Origin of the sequence: Rossellomorea vietnamensis (genome assembly GCF_001305855.1) — a bacterium.
Classification (GTDB): domain Bacteria; phylum Bacillota; class Bacilli; order Bacillales; family Bacillaceae_B; genus Rossellomorea; species Rossellomorea vietnamensis_A.
In genome coordinates this window covers 109,640-124,664 of the sequence record NZ_LIXZ01000001.1, presented here as the reverse complement: position 1 = coordinate 124,664, position 15,025 = coordinate 109,640, and the positions used below count along the sequence as shown (strand labels likewise).

General features: G+C 44.2%; 12 protein-coding genes and 1 pseudogene. All 13 read left to right on the top strand.

The annotated features are described in order from the left end of the window. Window positions 1-4 precede the first annotated feature (4 nt). Window positions 5-1,663: a DAK2 domain-containing protein gene (locus AM506_RS00605; protein WP_060669802.1), complete on the top strand. Its 1,659-nt coding sequence runs from the start codon at window positions 5-7 to the stop codon at window positions 1,661-1,663. Between the two features lie 96 nt (window positions 1,664-1,759). Beyond that, complete coding sequence (gene sdaAB / locus AM506_RS00600; RefSeq protein ID WP_060669800.1) at window positions 1,760-2,422, top strand: L-serine ammonia-lyase, iron-sulfur-dependent subunit beta; 663 nt, start codon at window positions 1,760-1,762, stop codon at window positions 2,420-2,422. Between the two features lie 48 nt (window positions 2,423-2,470). Then, complete coding sequence (gene sdaAA / locus AM506_RS00595; RefSeq protein ID WP_060669798.1) at window positions 2,471-3,364, top strand: L-serine ammonia-lyase, iron-sulfur-dependent, subunit alpha; 894 nt, start codon at window positions 2,471-2,473, stop codon at window positions 3,362-3,364. After that, a complete protein-coding gene (recG, locus tag AM506_RS00590) occupies window positions 3,351-5,402 on the top strand; it encodes an ATP-dependent DNA helicase RecG (protein ID WP_060669796.1) in 2,052 nt (683 codons plus the stop codon). Before sdaAA ends, recG begins: the two co-directional genes overlap by 14 nt. 92 nt (window positions 5,403-5,494) lie before the next feature. After that, window positions 5,495-6,076 carry a transcription factor FapR gene (gene fapR, locus AM506_RS00585; protein ID WP_060669794.1) on the top strand — a complete coding sequence of 194 codons (582 nt, stop codon included), beginning with the start codon at window positions 5,495-5,497 and terminating at the stop codon, window positions 6,074-6,076. After that, window positions 6,077-7,066, top strand: coding sequence for a phosphate acyltransferase PlsX (gene plsX, locus AM506_RS00580; protein ID WP_060669792.1), 990 nt, complete (start codon window positions 6,077-6,079; stop codon window positions 7,064-7,066). A gap of 1 nt (window position 7,067) precedes the next feature. Beyond that, window positions 7,068-8,012, top strand: coding sequence for an ACP S-malonyltransferase (gene fabD, locus AM506_RS00575; protein ID WP_060669790.1), 945 nt, complete (start codon window positions 7,068-7,070; stop codon window positions 8,010-8,012). Next, window positions 8,013-8,756, top strand: coding sequence for a 3-oxoacyl-[acyl-carrier-protein] reductase (fabG, locus tag AM506_RS00570; RefSeq protein WP_060669788.1), 744 nt, complete (start codon window positions 8,013-8,015; stop codon window positions 8,754-8,756). A gap of 94 nt (window positions 8,757-8,850) precedes the next feature. Continuing rightward, window positions 8,851-9,084: an acyl carrier protein gene (gene acpP, locus AM506_RS00565; RefSeq protein WP_034755712.1), complete on the top strand. Its 234-nt coding sequence runs from the start codon at window positions 8,851-8,853 to the stop codon at window positions 9,082-9,084. A gap of 191 nt (window positions 9,085-9,275) precedes the next feature. Continuing rightward, window positions 9,276-10,022, top strand: a complete 747-nt coding sequence (gene rnc, locus AM506_RS00560; protein WP_060669786.1) for a ribonuclease III — start codon at window positions 9,276-9,278, stop codon at window positions 10,020-10,022. An 11-nt stretch (window positions 10,023-10,033) separates the two neighbouring features. Next, a pseudogene (smc, locus tag AM506_RS00555) lies at window positions 10,034-13,518 on the top strand (chromosome segregation protein SMC). 16 nt (window positions 13,519-13,534) lie between these two features. After that, window positions 13,535-14,521 (top strand): signal recognition particle-docking protein FtsY, encoded by a 987-nt coding sequence (gene ftsY, locus AM506_RS00550; RefSeq protein WP_060669784.1) that lies wholly within the window; start codon window positions 13,535-13,537, stop codon window positions 14,519-14,521. A 161-nt stretch (window positions 14,522-14,682) separates the two neighbouring features. Then, window positions 14,683-15,015, top strand: coding sequence for a putative DNA-binding protein (locus AM506_RS00545; protein ID WP_060669782.1), 333 nt, complete (start codon window positions 14,683-14,685; stop codon window positions 15,013-15,015). Window positions 15,016-15,025: the final 10 nt, after the last annotated feature.

Genomic DNA, 15,025 nt, shown 5'->3' with positions numbered 1-15,025 from the left:
ATTCGTGTCGATTACATCTTTGGAAGGAAAACGTTTTGCCCAAATGGTGATACAAGGTGCCACTCAATTATCTGCCAACGCGCAGCTGGTTGACGCGCTGAACGTTTTTCCTGTTCCTGATGGTGATACTGGAACAAATATGAATTTATCAATGACTTCCGGTGCTAAGGAAGTTCAAAACCATATTCAAGATCATATTGGAAATGTGGCTACTGCCCTTTCAAAAGGGTTATTGATGGGAGCAAGAGGTAACTCAGGTGTTATCTTATCCCAATTGTTCAGAGGCTTTGGTAAAGCGATTGAAGGGAAAGAATCCTTATCCAGTGCAGAGTTTGCCAATGCACTTCAAACAGGGGTGGAAACGGCTTATAAAGCGGTTATGAAACCTGTGGAAGGAACGATTCTAACAGTTGCGAAAGACGCTGCGAGAAAAGGTGTTTCTGTAGCCGAGACTGAAAGTGATTTCGTGAAGCTTATGCAGGCAATTGTCGACGAGGCGCAGGCTTCATTGAATCGTACACCTGATTTACTTCCTGTATTGAAGGAAGTGGGAGTAGTCGATAGTGGAGGTCAAGGACTCCTATGCGTTTATGAAGGGTTCCTTGCCGAGCTTAAAGGAGAAAAGGTTTCGAATCAGGCGTCACTGCCATCCATGAATGATCTTGTAAGTGCAGAGCATCATAAGACGGCACAGGATTTCATGAGTACAGAGGATATTGAATTTGGATATTGTACAGAATTCATGGTCCGATTTGAAAATGACAAGCAATCGTTTGTAGAAGAAGACTTTCGTCAGGATTTAAGCAAGTTCGGTGATTCCCTGCTTGTCATCAGTGACGACGAGTTAGCCAAAGTACATATCCACTCGGAACAGCCGGGGGATGTATTGACGTACGGACATCAATACGGAAGTCTCATCAATATCAAAATTGAAAACATGAGACAGCAGCACAGCAGTATTGTAGGAGTATCCAAGCCTGCTGTAGCGGAAACTCCGGCCAAGGAAGTCGACTTTGCCATTGTGACTGTATCAATGGGTGAAGGGATTGCCGAATTATTTAAGAGCATCGGCGCAACTTCTGTGATCGAAGGCGGTCAAACGATGAATCCAAGTACGGAGGATATCGTGAAAGCTGTAGAAGAAGTGAAGGCGAAGAAAGTCATCATCATGCCGAATAACAAGAATATCATCATGGCTGCCGAACAAGCGGCTGAAGTTCTTGAAATGGAAGTGGCTGTTGTCCCTACGAAGACCGTGCCGCAGGGAATGGCTGCACTACTTGCCTTTAATCCATCGGCTTCTGTTGAAGACAATAAACAGTTAATGACCGAGGCTTCAAAACAGGTGAAAACGGGTCAAGTCACGTTTGCTGTGAGAGATACGTCCATCGATGGTGTATCGATTTCAAAAGATGACTTTATGGGAATAGAAGAAGGCAAGATTGTCATCTCGGATTCTGATCGTCAAAAGTCTGCTCAAAGCCTGTTGGATACAATGCTGGATGCTGACTCGGAGATCTTAACCATTCTATTCGGTGAAGATGTCAGCGAAGAGGATGTTGAGTCACTCAGAGAGTATGTAGAACAGCACTATGAAGATGTCGAAGTGGAAGTTCATAATGGTAAACAACCACTTTACTCCTATATATTCTCAGTTGAATAAGGATTAAAGGAAGGGGACAGCTCTAAATGGAGTTTGTCCCCTTCAATTATGTTAGAATGGTAATATAAATAGGATGTTAAGCAAGGGGGAAAAGTCGTGAAATACAAAAGTGTATTTGATATTATCGGTCCTGTGATGATCGGTCCTTCAAGTTCTCATACAGCAGGTGCTGCAAGAATAGGAAGATTAGCAAGAAACCTGTTTCGAAGGGAACCAAAATGGGCGAAGATATCCTTTTATGGATCGTTTGCAAAAACCTACAAGGGTCATGGAACAGACGTAGCCATAGTCGGCGGTATCCTTGATTATGATACATATGATGAACGAATTATCGAATCGATCAATGTAGCTAAGGAAAAAGGGATAAAGATTAAATTTCAAGAAGAAGATGCCATTACGGATCATCCGAATACAGCGCGGATCCACATGGGAGATGATCAAGGTGAAATCGAACTTGTCGGTATTTCCATCGGTGGAGGGAAAGTTGAAATCATTGAACTTAATGGCTTTGAACTTAAACTCTCAGGCCATCATCCGGCGATACTTGTAGTTCATGATGACCGATTCGGAGCGATTGCTTCTGTCTCGAATGTCATTGCTAAGCATCAACTGAACATCGGGCATATGGATGTGTCCCGGAAAGAAAAAGGACAAATGGCATTGATGACCATAGAGGTCGATCAACCGATAGACGAAGCGGTCATCAATGAATTGACATCACTGCCGAACATTACACAAGTAACACGGATTTCTGATTAATCAATTACAATAATGATAGCGTTTACAAAAGGTGAGGAGGTTATTTACATGTTTCGAAATGTAGCAGAATTGGTTGAACTTGCTGAAAGTCAGAACAAGAAAATATCTGATATTATGATCGAACAGGAAATTGAGTTTACGGGTAAAACATTTGAACAGGTTTATAGTCAGATGGAAAAGAACCTGGAAGTGATGGAGCAGGCGGTAGCCCGCGGCCTTGAAGGTGTCAAATCCCATTCAGGGTTGACAGGCGGCGATGCCGTATTATTACAGAAATACATTGATTCAGGTCGTTCCCTTTGTGGGGACACGATTCTGGATGCAGTCAGTAAAGCCGTTGCAACGAACGAAGTGAATGCAGCGATGGGAACGATTTGCGCCACTCCTACTGCAGGCTCTGCAGGAGTCGTTCCTGGAACACTTTTTGCCGTGAAGAATAAGTTGAATCCCACAAAAGATGAAATGATCCGCTTTTTATTTGCATCCGGTGCCTTTGGTTTCGTTGTGGCGAATAATGCTTCCATCTCAGGTGCAGCTGGAGGCTGCCAGGCAGAGGTAGGATCCGCGAGTGGGATGGCGGCAGCTGCCATCATTGAAATGGCAGGGGGGACCCCTGGTCAATCAGCGGAAGCCATGGCAATTACGTTGAAGAACATGTTAGGTCTTGTGTGTGATCCTGTTGCAGGACTGGTGGAAGTACCCTGTGTGAAACGGAATGCCATGGGTGCTGCCAATGCCATGGTTGCAGCGGATATGGCACTTGCAGGTATAACGAGCCGTATCCCATGTGATGAAGTGATCGATGCCATGTACAAAATCGGTCAAACCATGCCGGTAGCTCTTCGTGAAACGGCTCAAGGGGGACTGGCGGCTACGCCGACAGGCAGAGAGCTTGAAGCGAAAATCTTTGGGGTTTCCCTGAATAAACGTGAAGACTCGTAATGAAGGACTGACAATCCAGAACATTAAGGGGATTGGTGAAGAAACAGCTATACAGCTGAATGCAATGGGGATTTATTCCGTTCTGGATCTGTTAGAATATCTGCCTTACCGCTATGAGGATTATCGACTTAGGGACCTGGAAGAAGTTGCCCATGATGAACGCGTCACGGTTGAGGGGAAAGTTCATTCGGAACCCGCACTGATGTTTTATGGGAGAAAGAAATCCCGCTTGACCCTGCGGATTCTTGTTGGGAGGAATCTGGTTCAGGCGGTGTTTTTTAATCAGCCTTACTTGAAAAAGAAGATCAATCTTCATGACACTGTGACGGTGACTGGAAAATGGGATAAAAACAGGCAAATCATTACGGTCCAGTATTTTCAATCGGGTCCTCACGATAAACAGGGGGATTTTGAACCTGTATATTCCTTGAAAGGCTCGGTGAAAAACAATACACTCAGGAAATTCATCAAGAAGGCTTTCAAAGATTATAGTCATCTGATCCATGAGAATCTCCCGGTCCATTTAATGGAAAAGTATAAGCTTTCAAGCCGGAAAGATGCCCTGTATCATCTTCACTTTCCTGATTCCACCGAAGATATGAAACAGGCAAGAAGGCGGTTTGTTTATGAAGAATTCCTGTTGTTTCAGTTGAAGATGCAGGCCTTGAGAAAGTTCGAAAGGGAACATTCAAACGGCATGCCTCAACATTATGATTTGGAAAAAGTCAAATCGTTCATTGATTCTTTGCCATTTCCACTGACCGATGCGCAAAAACGTGTGGTGAATGAAATTTCAGCAGATATGAAATCTCCTTATCGGATGAATCGTCTTCTCCAGGGGGATGTGGGATCCGGTAAGACCGTTGTTTCCGCCATTGCTTTGTATTCAAGTGTAACAGCAGGTTATCAGGGAGCATTAATGGTCCCGACAGAAATACTGGCGGAACAGCATGCAAATTCCCTTAGCGAAATGCTGGGGTCTATGGGACTGTCCGTTGCCCTTCTAACCAGCTCTGTAAAAGGAAAGAAGCGCCGTCTTTTACTTGATAAACTAAAAGAGGGTGAGATCGATATTCTCATTGGCACCCATGCCCTCATACAGGATGAAGTCGAATTCAAGCATCTTGGCCTAGTGGTCACAGATGAACAGCACAGGTTTGGTGTCAACCAAAGAAGGGTACTCAGGGAAAAAGGGGAAAGTCCTGATGTATTATTCATGACAGCGACCCCGATTCCGAGAACACTTGCCATCACCGTATTTGGTGAAATGGATGTGAGTATCATCGATCAAATGCCTGCCGGAAGGAAGTCGATTGAAACCTATTGGGCGAAAGCGGACATGCTGTCCAGGGTCCTTTCATTTATGGATAAGGAGTTGGACCAGGGTCGCCAGGCTTATGTGATTTGTCCTTTGATTGAGGAGTCGGACAAACTGGATGTGCAAAATGCCATCGATGTCTATAATCAATTGGTCCATTATTTTGAAGGACGTTACAAGGTCGGTCTGATGCACGGGAGACTTCATCCCGAAGATAAGGATGAAGTGATGAGGGAATTCAGTGCGAACAACCTTCAAGTGCTTGTTTCCACCACGGTGGTTGAGGTTGGTGTGAATGTGCCCAATGCTACCTTCATGCTCATCTATGATGCGGAACGATTCGGGTTGAGTCAGCTTCATCAACTGAGAGGAAGGGTAGGGCGTGGTGAACATCAATCGTATTGTATCCTCCTTGCCGAACCGAAGACCGAAGTCGGGAAAGAGCGCATGAAAATCATGACAGAAACAAATGATGGATTTGTCCTTAGTGAAAAAGATCTTGAACTGAGGGGTCCTGGTGACTTCTTCGGCAGAAAGCAGAGCGGGCTCCCGGAGTTTAAGGTGGCAGACATGGTGCATGACTACCGTGCCCTGGAAGTGGCAAGGGACGATGCTCAAGCGTTGATCAGTTCGGCTCAATTCTGGAGTGATCCAGAGTTTGAACCGCTCAGGGAGTATTTATCCGGATCGGGAATATTAGAGGGCGAAAAGCTCGACTAGAAAGGCAGATTGTGAGATTATTTCTTGCAATCTGCTTTTTTAGATTATATACTACTATTAGTACCTAGTACTAATACTGGACGGTGTTAAAATTGAGACTTTCGAAAAAAGAAAGACAGGGAAACCTTACTGACACAATCAAAGTGAATCCTTTTATAACAGATGAAGAATTGGCTGAACGGTTTCGGGTAAGCGTCCAGACAATCCGGTTGGACCGGATGGAATTGTCCATCCCAGAGCTTCGTGAACGCATCAAATACGTTGCGGAGAAATCGTTTGAAGACGAAGTGAAATCGTTGCCTATTGAAGAGATTATTGGAGAAATTATTGATATAGAGCTGGATCAAAGTGCGATATCCATTTTTGATGTGAAACGGGAGCATGTCTTTATAAGAAATGGGATTGCGAGAGGACACCACTTGTTCGCCCAGGCGAATTCCCTTGCAGTGGCTGTCATAAATGACGACTTGGCGTTAACTGCGAAGTCAAACATCCGTTTTACCCGACCCGTAAAGGAAGGGGAACGGGTGGTCGCGAAAGCGAAAGTGATACATATGAAAGATCAAAAAGACCGAACAACGGTAGAAGTTCAAAGTTTAGTCGGTGGTGAGCTCGTTTTTACCGGTGAATTTGAAATGTATCGCTCTAAAAAATCTGTAAAGGATGAAGAGTAGATGAGATTAGCCGTTGATGCAATGGGCGGAGATCACGCCCCGAAAGAAATCGTTCTTGGAGTGAAGCGGGCGTTACGTGAATTCAATGATATTGAAGTGCTTCTATACGGGGATGAAAAGCAGATCAAACAGTATATCACCCCGGAAGATCGCCTGACGATCGTTCACACTGATGAAGTGATTGAAGGTACGGATGAGCCTGTCAGAGCGGTGAAGCGAAAGAAGAATGCTTCGATGGTGCTCATGGCCCAGGCAGTGAAAAATGGGGAAGCTGATGCCTGTATTTCAGCTGGGAATACGGGTGCCTTGATGACGGCAGGCTTGTTCATTGTGGGGAGAATTGACGGGATTGAGCGGCCTGCGTTGGCACCGACCCTTCCGACACTTGATGGGAAAGGGTTCCTTATGCTTGACCTTGGGGCGAATGTGGATGCGAAACCTGAGCATCTGGCACAATACGCAGTGATGGGAAGCATTTATTCCGAGAAAGTGAGAGGAATCAATAATCCGCGCGTGGGCTTATTGAACATTGGTACAGAAGATAAAAAGGGGAATGAATTAACAAAGAAAACATTCCAATTATTGAAGGAACTGCCTATCAATTTTGTGGGGAATGTAGAGTCCAGAGACTTATTGGATGGACCGGCCGATGTTGTCGTAACGGACGGTTTTACCGGGAATATGGTACTGAAGACGATAGAAGGGACGGCTCTGTCCGTCTTCTCCATGTTGAAAAAAACATTCACGGCCTCAACGAAAAATAAGCTTGCAGCAGGACTGGTGAAGAATGACCTGAAACAATTAAAGAATATGCTCGATTATACAGAGTACGGCGGAGCCGGCCTGTTCGGTCTGAAGGCACCGGTCATCAAAGCTCATGGTTCTTCTAATGAAGTAGCTCTTTATAATGCCATGAGACAAGCAAGGGAGATGGTGAAGCACGACGTTTCCAACACAATAAAAGATGCTATTAAGGGGAGTGAGGATTAAAATGAGTAAAATCGCGTTTATCTTTCCTGGACAAGGTTCCCAAACGGTGGGAATGGGGAAAGAATTAGCCGGGCAATACCCTGATGTGCAATCATATTTTAATAAAGCAGATGACCGATTGAATACAAAGCTTTCAACGATCATATTTGAAGGTCCCCAGGAAGAGCTTACCCAGACAACGAACGCTCAGCCTGCCCTCCTGACGACGAGCGTGGCCATTCTGGAACGCTTGAAATCCGAGGGAATTACGGCAGATTATACGGCAGGTCACAGCTTAGGGGAATACTCTGCCCTTGTGGCTGCAGGTGCCATCGGATTTGAAGATGCTGTGTATACCGTTCGTAAAAGAGGGGAATTCATGGAAGAAGCAGTACCAAGCGGAGAAGGAACGATGGCCGCCGTCCTTGGATTGGGCAGAGAACCATTGAAAGAAGTGACGGACCTTGTGACGGATGAGGGCAATCCAGTTGGACTGGCGAACTTGAATTGTCCCGGTCAGATTGTCATTTCAGGTACGGTGCGCGGAGTGGAACTGGCTTCAGAGAAAGCGAAGGAAGCCGGAGCGAAACGGGTCATCCCACTTCAGGTAAGTGGTCCTTTCCATTCCCAATTGATGAAACCGGCTGCAGAACAGTTCGTTTCAATCTTGGATTCGATCACGATCAAAGACGCAGGAGTACCCGTCATTGCGAATGTGACGGCAGAGCCTGTAACAGGACATGAAGAGATCAAGCGATTATTAATTGAACAATTGTACTCTCCTGTAAAATGGGAAGATACTGTCGAGAAGCTTCTTGAATTAGGTGTGGATACATTCATCGAAGTGGGACCAGGTAAAGTCCTTTCAGGATTAGTGAAAAAAGTGAACAGACGTGTGAAGACTTATGCTGTTCAAGATGAAGCGTCCTTACAACAAACCATTCAAGCACTGAAGGAGGAAGCTTAAATGAATTTAGAAGGTAAAGTGGCACTGGTGACAGGAGCATCCCGTGGAATCGGACGGGAGATCGCTCTTGAACTTGCACGTGAAGGTTGTAATGTCGCCGTGAATTTTGCGGGCAGTGAACAGAAAGCAAACGAAGTCGTGGATGAAATCAAGAGTTTGGGCAGAGAAGCAATAGCCGTACAATGTAATGTATCCGATGCTGATGCGGTTCAGGCTATGGTGAAGGAAACGATTACTGAATTTGGTTCCATCGATATCCTTGTGAACAATGCCGGCATCACCAAGGATAATCTGTTGATGAGAATGAAAGAAACAGAATGGGATGATGTCATCAACATCAACCTTAAAGGTGTATTCCTGTGTACGAAGGCCGTTACACGTCAAATGATGAAACAACGAAGCGGGCGGATCATCAATATTTCTTCCATTGTTGGAGTGAGCGGGAACCCTGGACAAGCGAACTATGTAGCAGCCAAATCAGGTGTAATCGGGTTGACGAAAACGACTGCGAGAGAGCTTGCCCCCCGTGGAATCACCGTGAATGCCATTGCCCCTGGCTTCATTTCGACGGATATGACCGAAAAGCTTCCGGAAGATGTACGGAATGAGATGTTAAAGCAAATCCCGTTAAGCCGTTTTGGCGCTCCCGGGGATATTGCAAAAGTAGTGACATTTGTGGCATCCGACTCCGCATCGTATATGACTGGTCAAACTCTCCATATTGATGGTGGAATGGTCATGTAATGGGTAGAAATGAAATTATTTATGCATGTTTTCATGTATACTCTTTTCATTAGAGGTGGAAATGCTCTATAATACTTGAGGGGAGGTGACAAAAATGGCAGAAGTATTAGATCGTGTAACAAAAATTATCGTTGATCGTCTAGGTGTAGATGAATCTCAAGTAACTCTTGAAGCTTCTTTCAAAGAAGATCTAGGAGCTGACTCCCTTGATGTAGTTGAGCTGGTTATGGAACTTGAAGATGAATTTGACATGGAAATTTCTGACGATGATGCTGAAAAAATCGGCACAGTAGGTGATGCTGTGAACTACATACAAGCAAAGGCTTAATCGTTAGATTGAATAGAAAGATGGGCGTTCCATCTTATATTCTAACCATTTGAAACTTGGTAGGGGTCTGACCCCTACCAAGTTTATTTGTGTTCTAACTTCATTGTTCAAGAAATTTTTGCGTAAATGATTTTTTTAGAATAAACTTGATTAGTATACATTGAGAACATATTAGCAAGGTGGAGTGCCTGATGCGGAAGCAAAACAGAAGTAATGGATTATCGAAACATAAAAATGATTTGAAATTCAAGACATTTCAAAATCAAATGGGAATTCAATTTAAAGATGAAAAACTCCTTAAACAAGCTTTTACTCATTCATCTTATGTGAATGAGCATCGTCGAAAACCATATGAAGATAACGAACGCTTAGAATTTCTCGGGGACGCCGTTCTGGAATTAACGGTATCTCAATTTCTTTTCAAGAAATACCCTATGATGAGTGAAGGGGAACTTACCAAGTTAAGGGCTGCCATCGTATGCGAACCCTCCCTGGTGAAGTTTTCGATTGAATTGAATTTCGGTGAACTCATCCTGTTGGGTAAGGGTGAAGAAATGACGGGGGGGCGTGAGAGACCGGCTTTACTCGCCGATGTCTTTGAAGCGTTTATCGGGGCGGTCTACCTGGATCAAGGATTAGAAACAGTCATCTCCATCCTTGAAAAAGTGGTCTACCCCAAAATTAATGTCGGTGCTTTTTCTCATGTGATGGATTATAAGAGTCAGTTACAAGAGCTGGTTCAAAGGGGCAGTGCTGGAATGATCGAATATAGCATCTTAGAAGAAAGCGGCCCTGCCCACAATCGTCAGTTTATTTCAAGAGTGAGTTTAAATGATGAAGAATTGGGCGTTGGAAATGGCCGGTCAAAAAAAGAGGCTGAACAAAAAGCCGCACAGAAAGCTCTGGAAAAGTTAAAACAAAAGCTGGACGCGAAATAGGGGGAAAGAAGATGTTCCTCAAACAACTAGAAGTAATGGGGTTTAAATCTTTTGCAGAAAGAATATCCGTGGAGTTTGTTCCGGGTGTCACGGCTGTCGTGGGACCGAACGGCAGCGGGAAAAGCAATATTATAGACGCAATCAGGTGGGTGCTTGGTGAACAATCGGCAAAAAGCCTGCGCGGGTCGAAAATGGAAGACGTCATTTTTGCCGGAAGTGATTCAAGGAAAGCTCTCAATATAGCGGAAGTGACCCTTGTTTTAGATAACGAAGACGGAGCACTACCCATCGATTATAGTGAGGTCAGTGTCACAAGAAGAGTCTACCGTTCGGGAGATAGTGAATATTTACTGAATAAACAGCCATGCAGGTTAAAGGATATCATCGAACTGTTCATGGATTCAGGGTTAGGAAAAGAAGCTTTCTCGATTATCAGTCAGGGAAAAGTGGAAGAAATCCTGAACAGTAAGCCGGAAGAAAGAAGAACCATCTTCGAAGAGGCTGCCGGGGTGTTGAAGTATAAATCACGGAAGAAAAAAGCTGAAAATAAGTTATTTGAAACACAAGAAAATCTTAATCGTGTGAATGACATCCTTCATGAATTGGAAGGACAGGTGGAACCCCTGAAGCTTCAGGCTTCAATGGCCCGTGATTATCTTGAGAAGAAAGAGGAGCTTGAGAAGTTCGAAGTCGCCTTGACTGTCTATGATATAGAAGATTTACATAAGCAGTGGGAAAAGCTGAGTGGAGAATTTGAACAGCATGGACAAGAAGAATTGGTCCTTTCTTCCCGCATTCAGAAGAAAGAAGCCGTCCTGACACAAACCCGGGATAAAATAGCGGCTCTCGATGAGTCGATTTCAAGCCTGCAGGAAGTGCTCCTTTCCACAAGTGAAGAATTAGAGAAACTTGAGGGTAGAAAGCAAGTACTGGTAGAGCGGAAGAAAAATTCGTCCACCAATGCTTCAAGAGGATCGATTCTGAGGTGTCCGGGTTAAAAGAACTCCTTGTCACGAAACAGAATCAATTCAAGCACTATAACGAAAATATTGAAGATGTGATTGAATCATTTAAAAGTGATTACATTGAAAAGCTCAATCAACAGGCTTCTGCAAAAAATGAAATTCAGTATCTCAAACAGCAGCTGGAGCAGCAATCCAGTCGCAGCGGTCGATTAGAAGCGGAAAATGAAAAATACGTCTCTCAACGTGAAGAATTACATTTGCGTCACAAGGAACGATCGAAAGAACTTCAGATGCAAAGAGAACAGATCGATGAGCATATCTTCTTGTATCGCGAAGAACAAAAAAAGCTTGAATCCGTGAAAGACAAATATGAAAAGCAGGAAAAAACACTTTATCAGGCATTTCAATTCCTGCAACAAGCGAAGTCCAGGAAAGAAATGCTCGAAGAAATGGAAGAAGACTATTCAGGTTTCTTCCAGGGGGTAAAAGAAGTCCTGAAAGAGCGTTCGGGTCAATTAACCGGCATTCAAGGGGCGGTGGCGGAGCTTATTACGGTTCCTAAATCATATGAAACGGCTATGGAGACGGCTCTGGCTGCATCGATGCAGCATATTGTTGTCGATACAGAAGAAGACGGGCGTAAAGCCATTGCTTTCTTGAAGAAGAATCAATATGGCCGTGCCACCTTCTTGCCGATGAACGTAATCAAAGGGAAATCGATACCCGAAAGCCAAAAGAATATGCTGAAAGGGCATCCATCCTTTGTAGGTGTGGGAGCTGATCTGTTACATTTTGATGAGCGCTATCAAATGGTGATGTCAAGCCTTGTGGGAAATGTCATCATCACAACGGACCTAAAGGGTGCGAACGAAATTGCAAAGCTTGTTCAATATCGTTACCGACTCGTTACGCTGGATGGGGACGTTGTCAATCCAGGGGGATCTATGTCCGGGGGTACTGTGAAACAGAAGAAAAATTCCCTTCTTTCAAGAAAAGGGGAACTGGAAGAGATGAAAGAAAAGCTTTCCAGTATGGAAACTCAGACAGAACAGCTTCAAGCCCAAGTAAAAGCACTTAAAGAAGAAAGTGGTTTTCGTGAGAAGAAACTGGAAGAAATGAGAGTGAAGGGGGAGAGCTTGCGTTTCAAGGAACAGGAACTTCTCTCCCAACTTCGTGAAATTGAACTTTCCCAGCAAAATCTGGATGAAAGGCTGTCCTTGTATGACCTGGAGAAAAAAGATTATACGTCAATTAAAGAAAATCATGATTCCAGAACAAAAGAATTGGAAGCTTCACTCAAGGAGATAGGGGAAGAGGTTGCACAGCTTGATCAAAAGATTAATGAGCTGACTCTTCAGAAAAATAGTGAACGAACGTCCAAGGACGCTTTATTGAATGAAATCAGTGATATTAAAGCGAATCTCGCTGCGCGGAATGAGCAGCTCGTAAACAGCCGACAGCAACTGAATCGGGTGCAGGATACGATGGCTGAGACGAACAGGCGAAAGATAAGTCTTCAGGATGACCTGGAATGGTTGCGGACAGAAATGAAGGATAACTTCTCAGGTGAAGAGCAGCTTGGAATAAAAGCAGAAGAGTGTGCCGTGCAAAAGGAAGAAACGTCCAAGTTGATTGCTGTTCGCCGGGACGAGCGCTCCAACCTTCAACATTCTGTCGATGATGAGGAGATGGAGTTAAAAGAATTGAAGCGTCTGCATAAAGGATTGGTCGGTGCCCTGCGGGATGAAGAAGTAAAAATCAATCGTCTTGATGTAGAACTCGAGAACCGTCTTGATCATTTAAGGGATGAATATATGCTTTCGTTTGAAGCGGCAAAGCAGGACTACCCCCTTTCAATTGACGTGGAAGAGGCAAGAAAAAAAGTGAAACTTGTGAAATTAGCACTGGAAGAGCTCGGGACCGTCAATCTGGGTGCGATTGATGAATATGAACGGGTGAAGGAAAGATACGAATTTTTAGTTGATCAGAAGAATGATCTGACGGAAGCGAAGGACACTCTGTACCTGGTCATTAATGAAATGGACACCGAAATGATCAAACGTTTCGATCAAACCTTCACGAGCATACAAGAGGAGTTTGAAGGTGTATTCAAAGCCTTGTTTGGAGGCGGTCGGGCAGAGTTGAAGCTGACCGATCCGTCTGATCTTCTTCACACCGGTGTGGATATAGTAGCCCAGCCGCCCGGGAAGAAGCTTCAGAACCTGGGGCTTATGTCAGGTGGGGAACGTGCTTTGACGGCCATTGCCCTGCTGTTTTCGATTCTAAAAGTACGCCCTGTCCCATTCTGCATACTCGATGAAGTGGAGGCGGCCCTGGACGAAGCGAATGTGCAGAGATTCAGTCAATATTTAAAGAAATTCAGTGATGAGACACAATTCATTGTCATCACACATCGTAAAGGTACCATGGAAGAAGCCCATGTACTGTATGGGGTAACGATGCAGGAATCCGGAGTGTCTAAACTGGTATCAGTCAGACTTCAGGAAACAAAGGAACTACTTGAAACTTAAATAAGGGTGTGGGAACGTGAGTTTTTTTAAGAAGCTTAAAGACAAATTTACAGAGTCCAGTGATAATGTCACAGAGAAATTTAAAGATGGCTTAAGTAAAACAAGGAATAACTTCACGTCAAAGGTGAATGACCTGGTGGCCAGATACCGCAAAGTCGATGAAGAATTCTTTGAAGAGCTGGAAGAAATCCTGATCGGGGCGGATGTTGGCTTTGATACCGTCATGGAGCTCATTGATGAACTTAAACTTGAAGTGAAACGAAGAAATATTCAAGATACGGTAGATGTCCAATCCGTCATTTCAGAGAAGCTTGTTGAAATCTACCAGGGTGATCGCGATGAGGATAGCAGCCTGAATATTCAAGACGACCAACTGACGGTTTTATTATTTGTCGGTGTGAATGGGGTAGGGAAGACGACGACCATCGGAAAAATGGCTCATATGTTCAAGGAACAGGGCAAAAATGTTGTTCTTGCAGCAGGGGACACCTTCCGCGCAGGAGCCATTGAACAGCTTGAAGTATGGGGTGAACGAGTAGGGGTACCGGTCATTAAGCAGGCGGCGGGAAGTGATCCTGCGGCTGTGATGTTTGATGCCGTCCAATCTGCCAAAGCGAAAAAGGCGGACATACTCATCTGTGATACGGCAGGAAGATTGCAAAACAAAGTGAATCTGATGAAAGAGCTTGAAAAGGTGAAACGGGTGATTGAAAGAGAGATTCCAGGAGCCCCTCACGAAGTACTGCTCGTTCTTGACGCAACCACTGGGCAAAATGCCATGGTACAGGCAAAAACCTTTAAAGAAGCAACAAACGTCTCAGGTATCGTCCTGACGAAGCTTGATGGAACTGCTAAAGGAGGGATCGTACTGGCGATCCGGAACGAGCTCGAGATCCCTGTTAAATATGTGGGTCTGGGAGAAAAAATGGATGACCTTCAACCGTTCGATGCTGAAAAGTATGTATATGGGTTGTTCTCAACCCTCGTTGATGAAGAAGAATAAATCATGATCCATAGGGCAGCCTGCTTAAGAGACTTTGAGATATTATCTTGCAGGCTGCTCTGTTTTTCTCTATGAAAAATCCGTAAGTATCCTTGACAATCGCCCGTAAACACTGTATTCTTCATATGTAAAGGTTTTTCACTTAACAAGGAGGGATATCCGTGCTGGAGAAAACGACCAGAATGAATTATCTCTACGATTTTTATCAATCTTTGTTAACTCCTAAACAAAGAAGCTATATGTCCCTCTATTATCTGGATGATTTCTCCTTAGGTGAAATCGCTGAGGAATATAATGTTAGCCGGCAAGCAGTGTACGACAACATTAAGCGGACAGAGGCCATGATCGAGGAGTACGAAGAAAAGCTTTTATTATTTAAAAAATTTCAAGAACGCAACGAGATTCTTGACCAACTCAGAGAAAAAATAGAAGAGCCATCAATCGATTCTTCTCATTGTTTAAAACTCATTGATGATCTTGAAATATTGGATTAGGAGGCGGCAT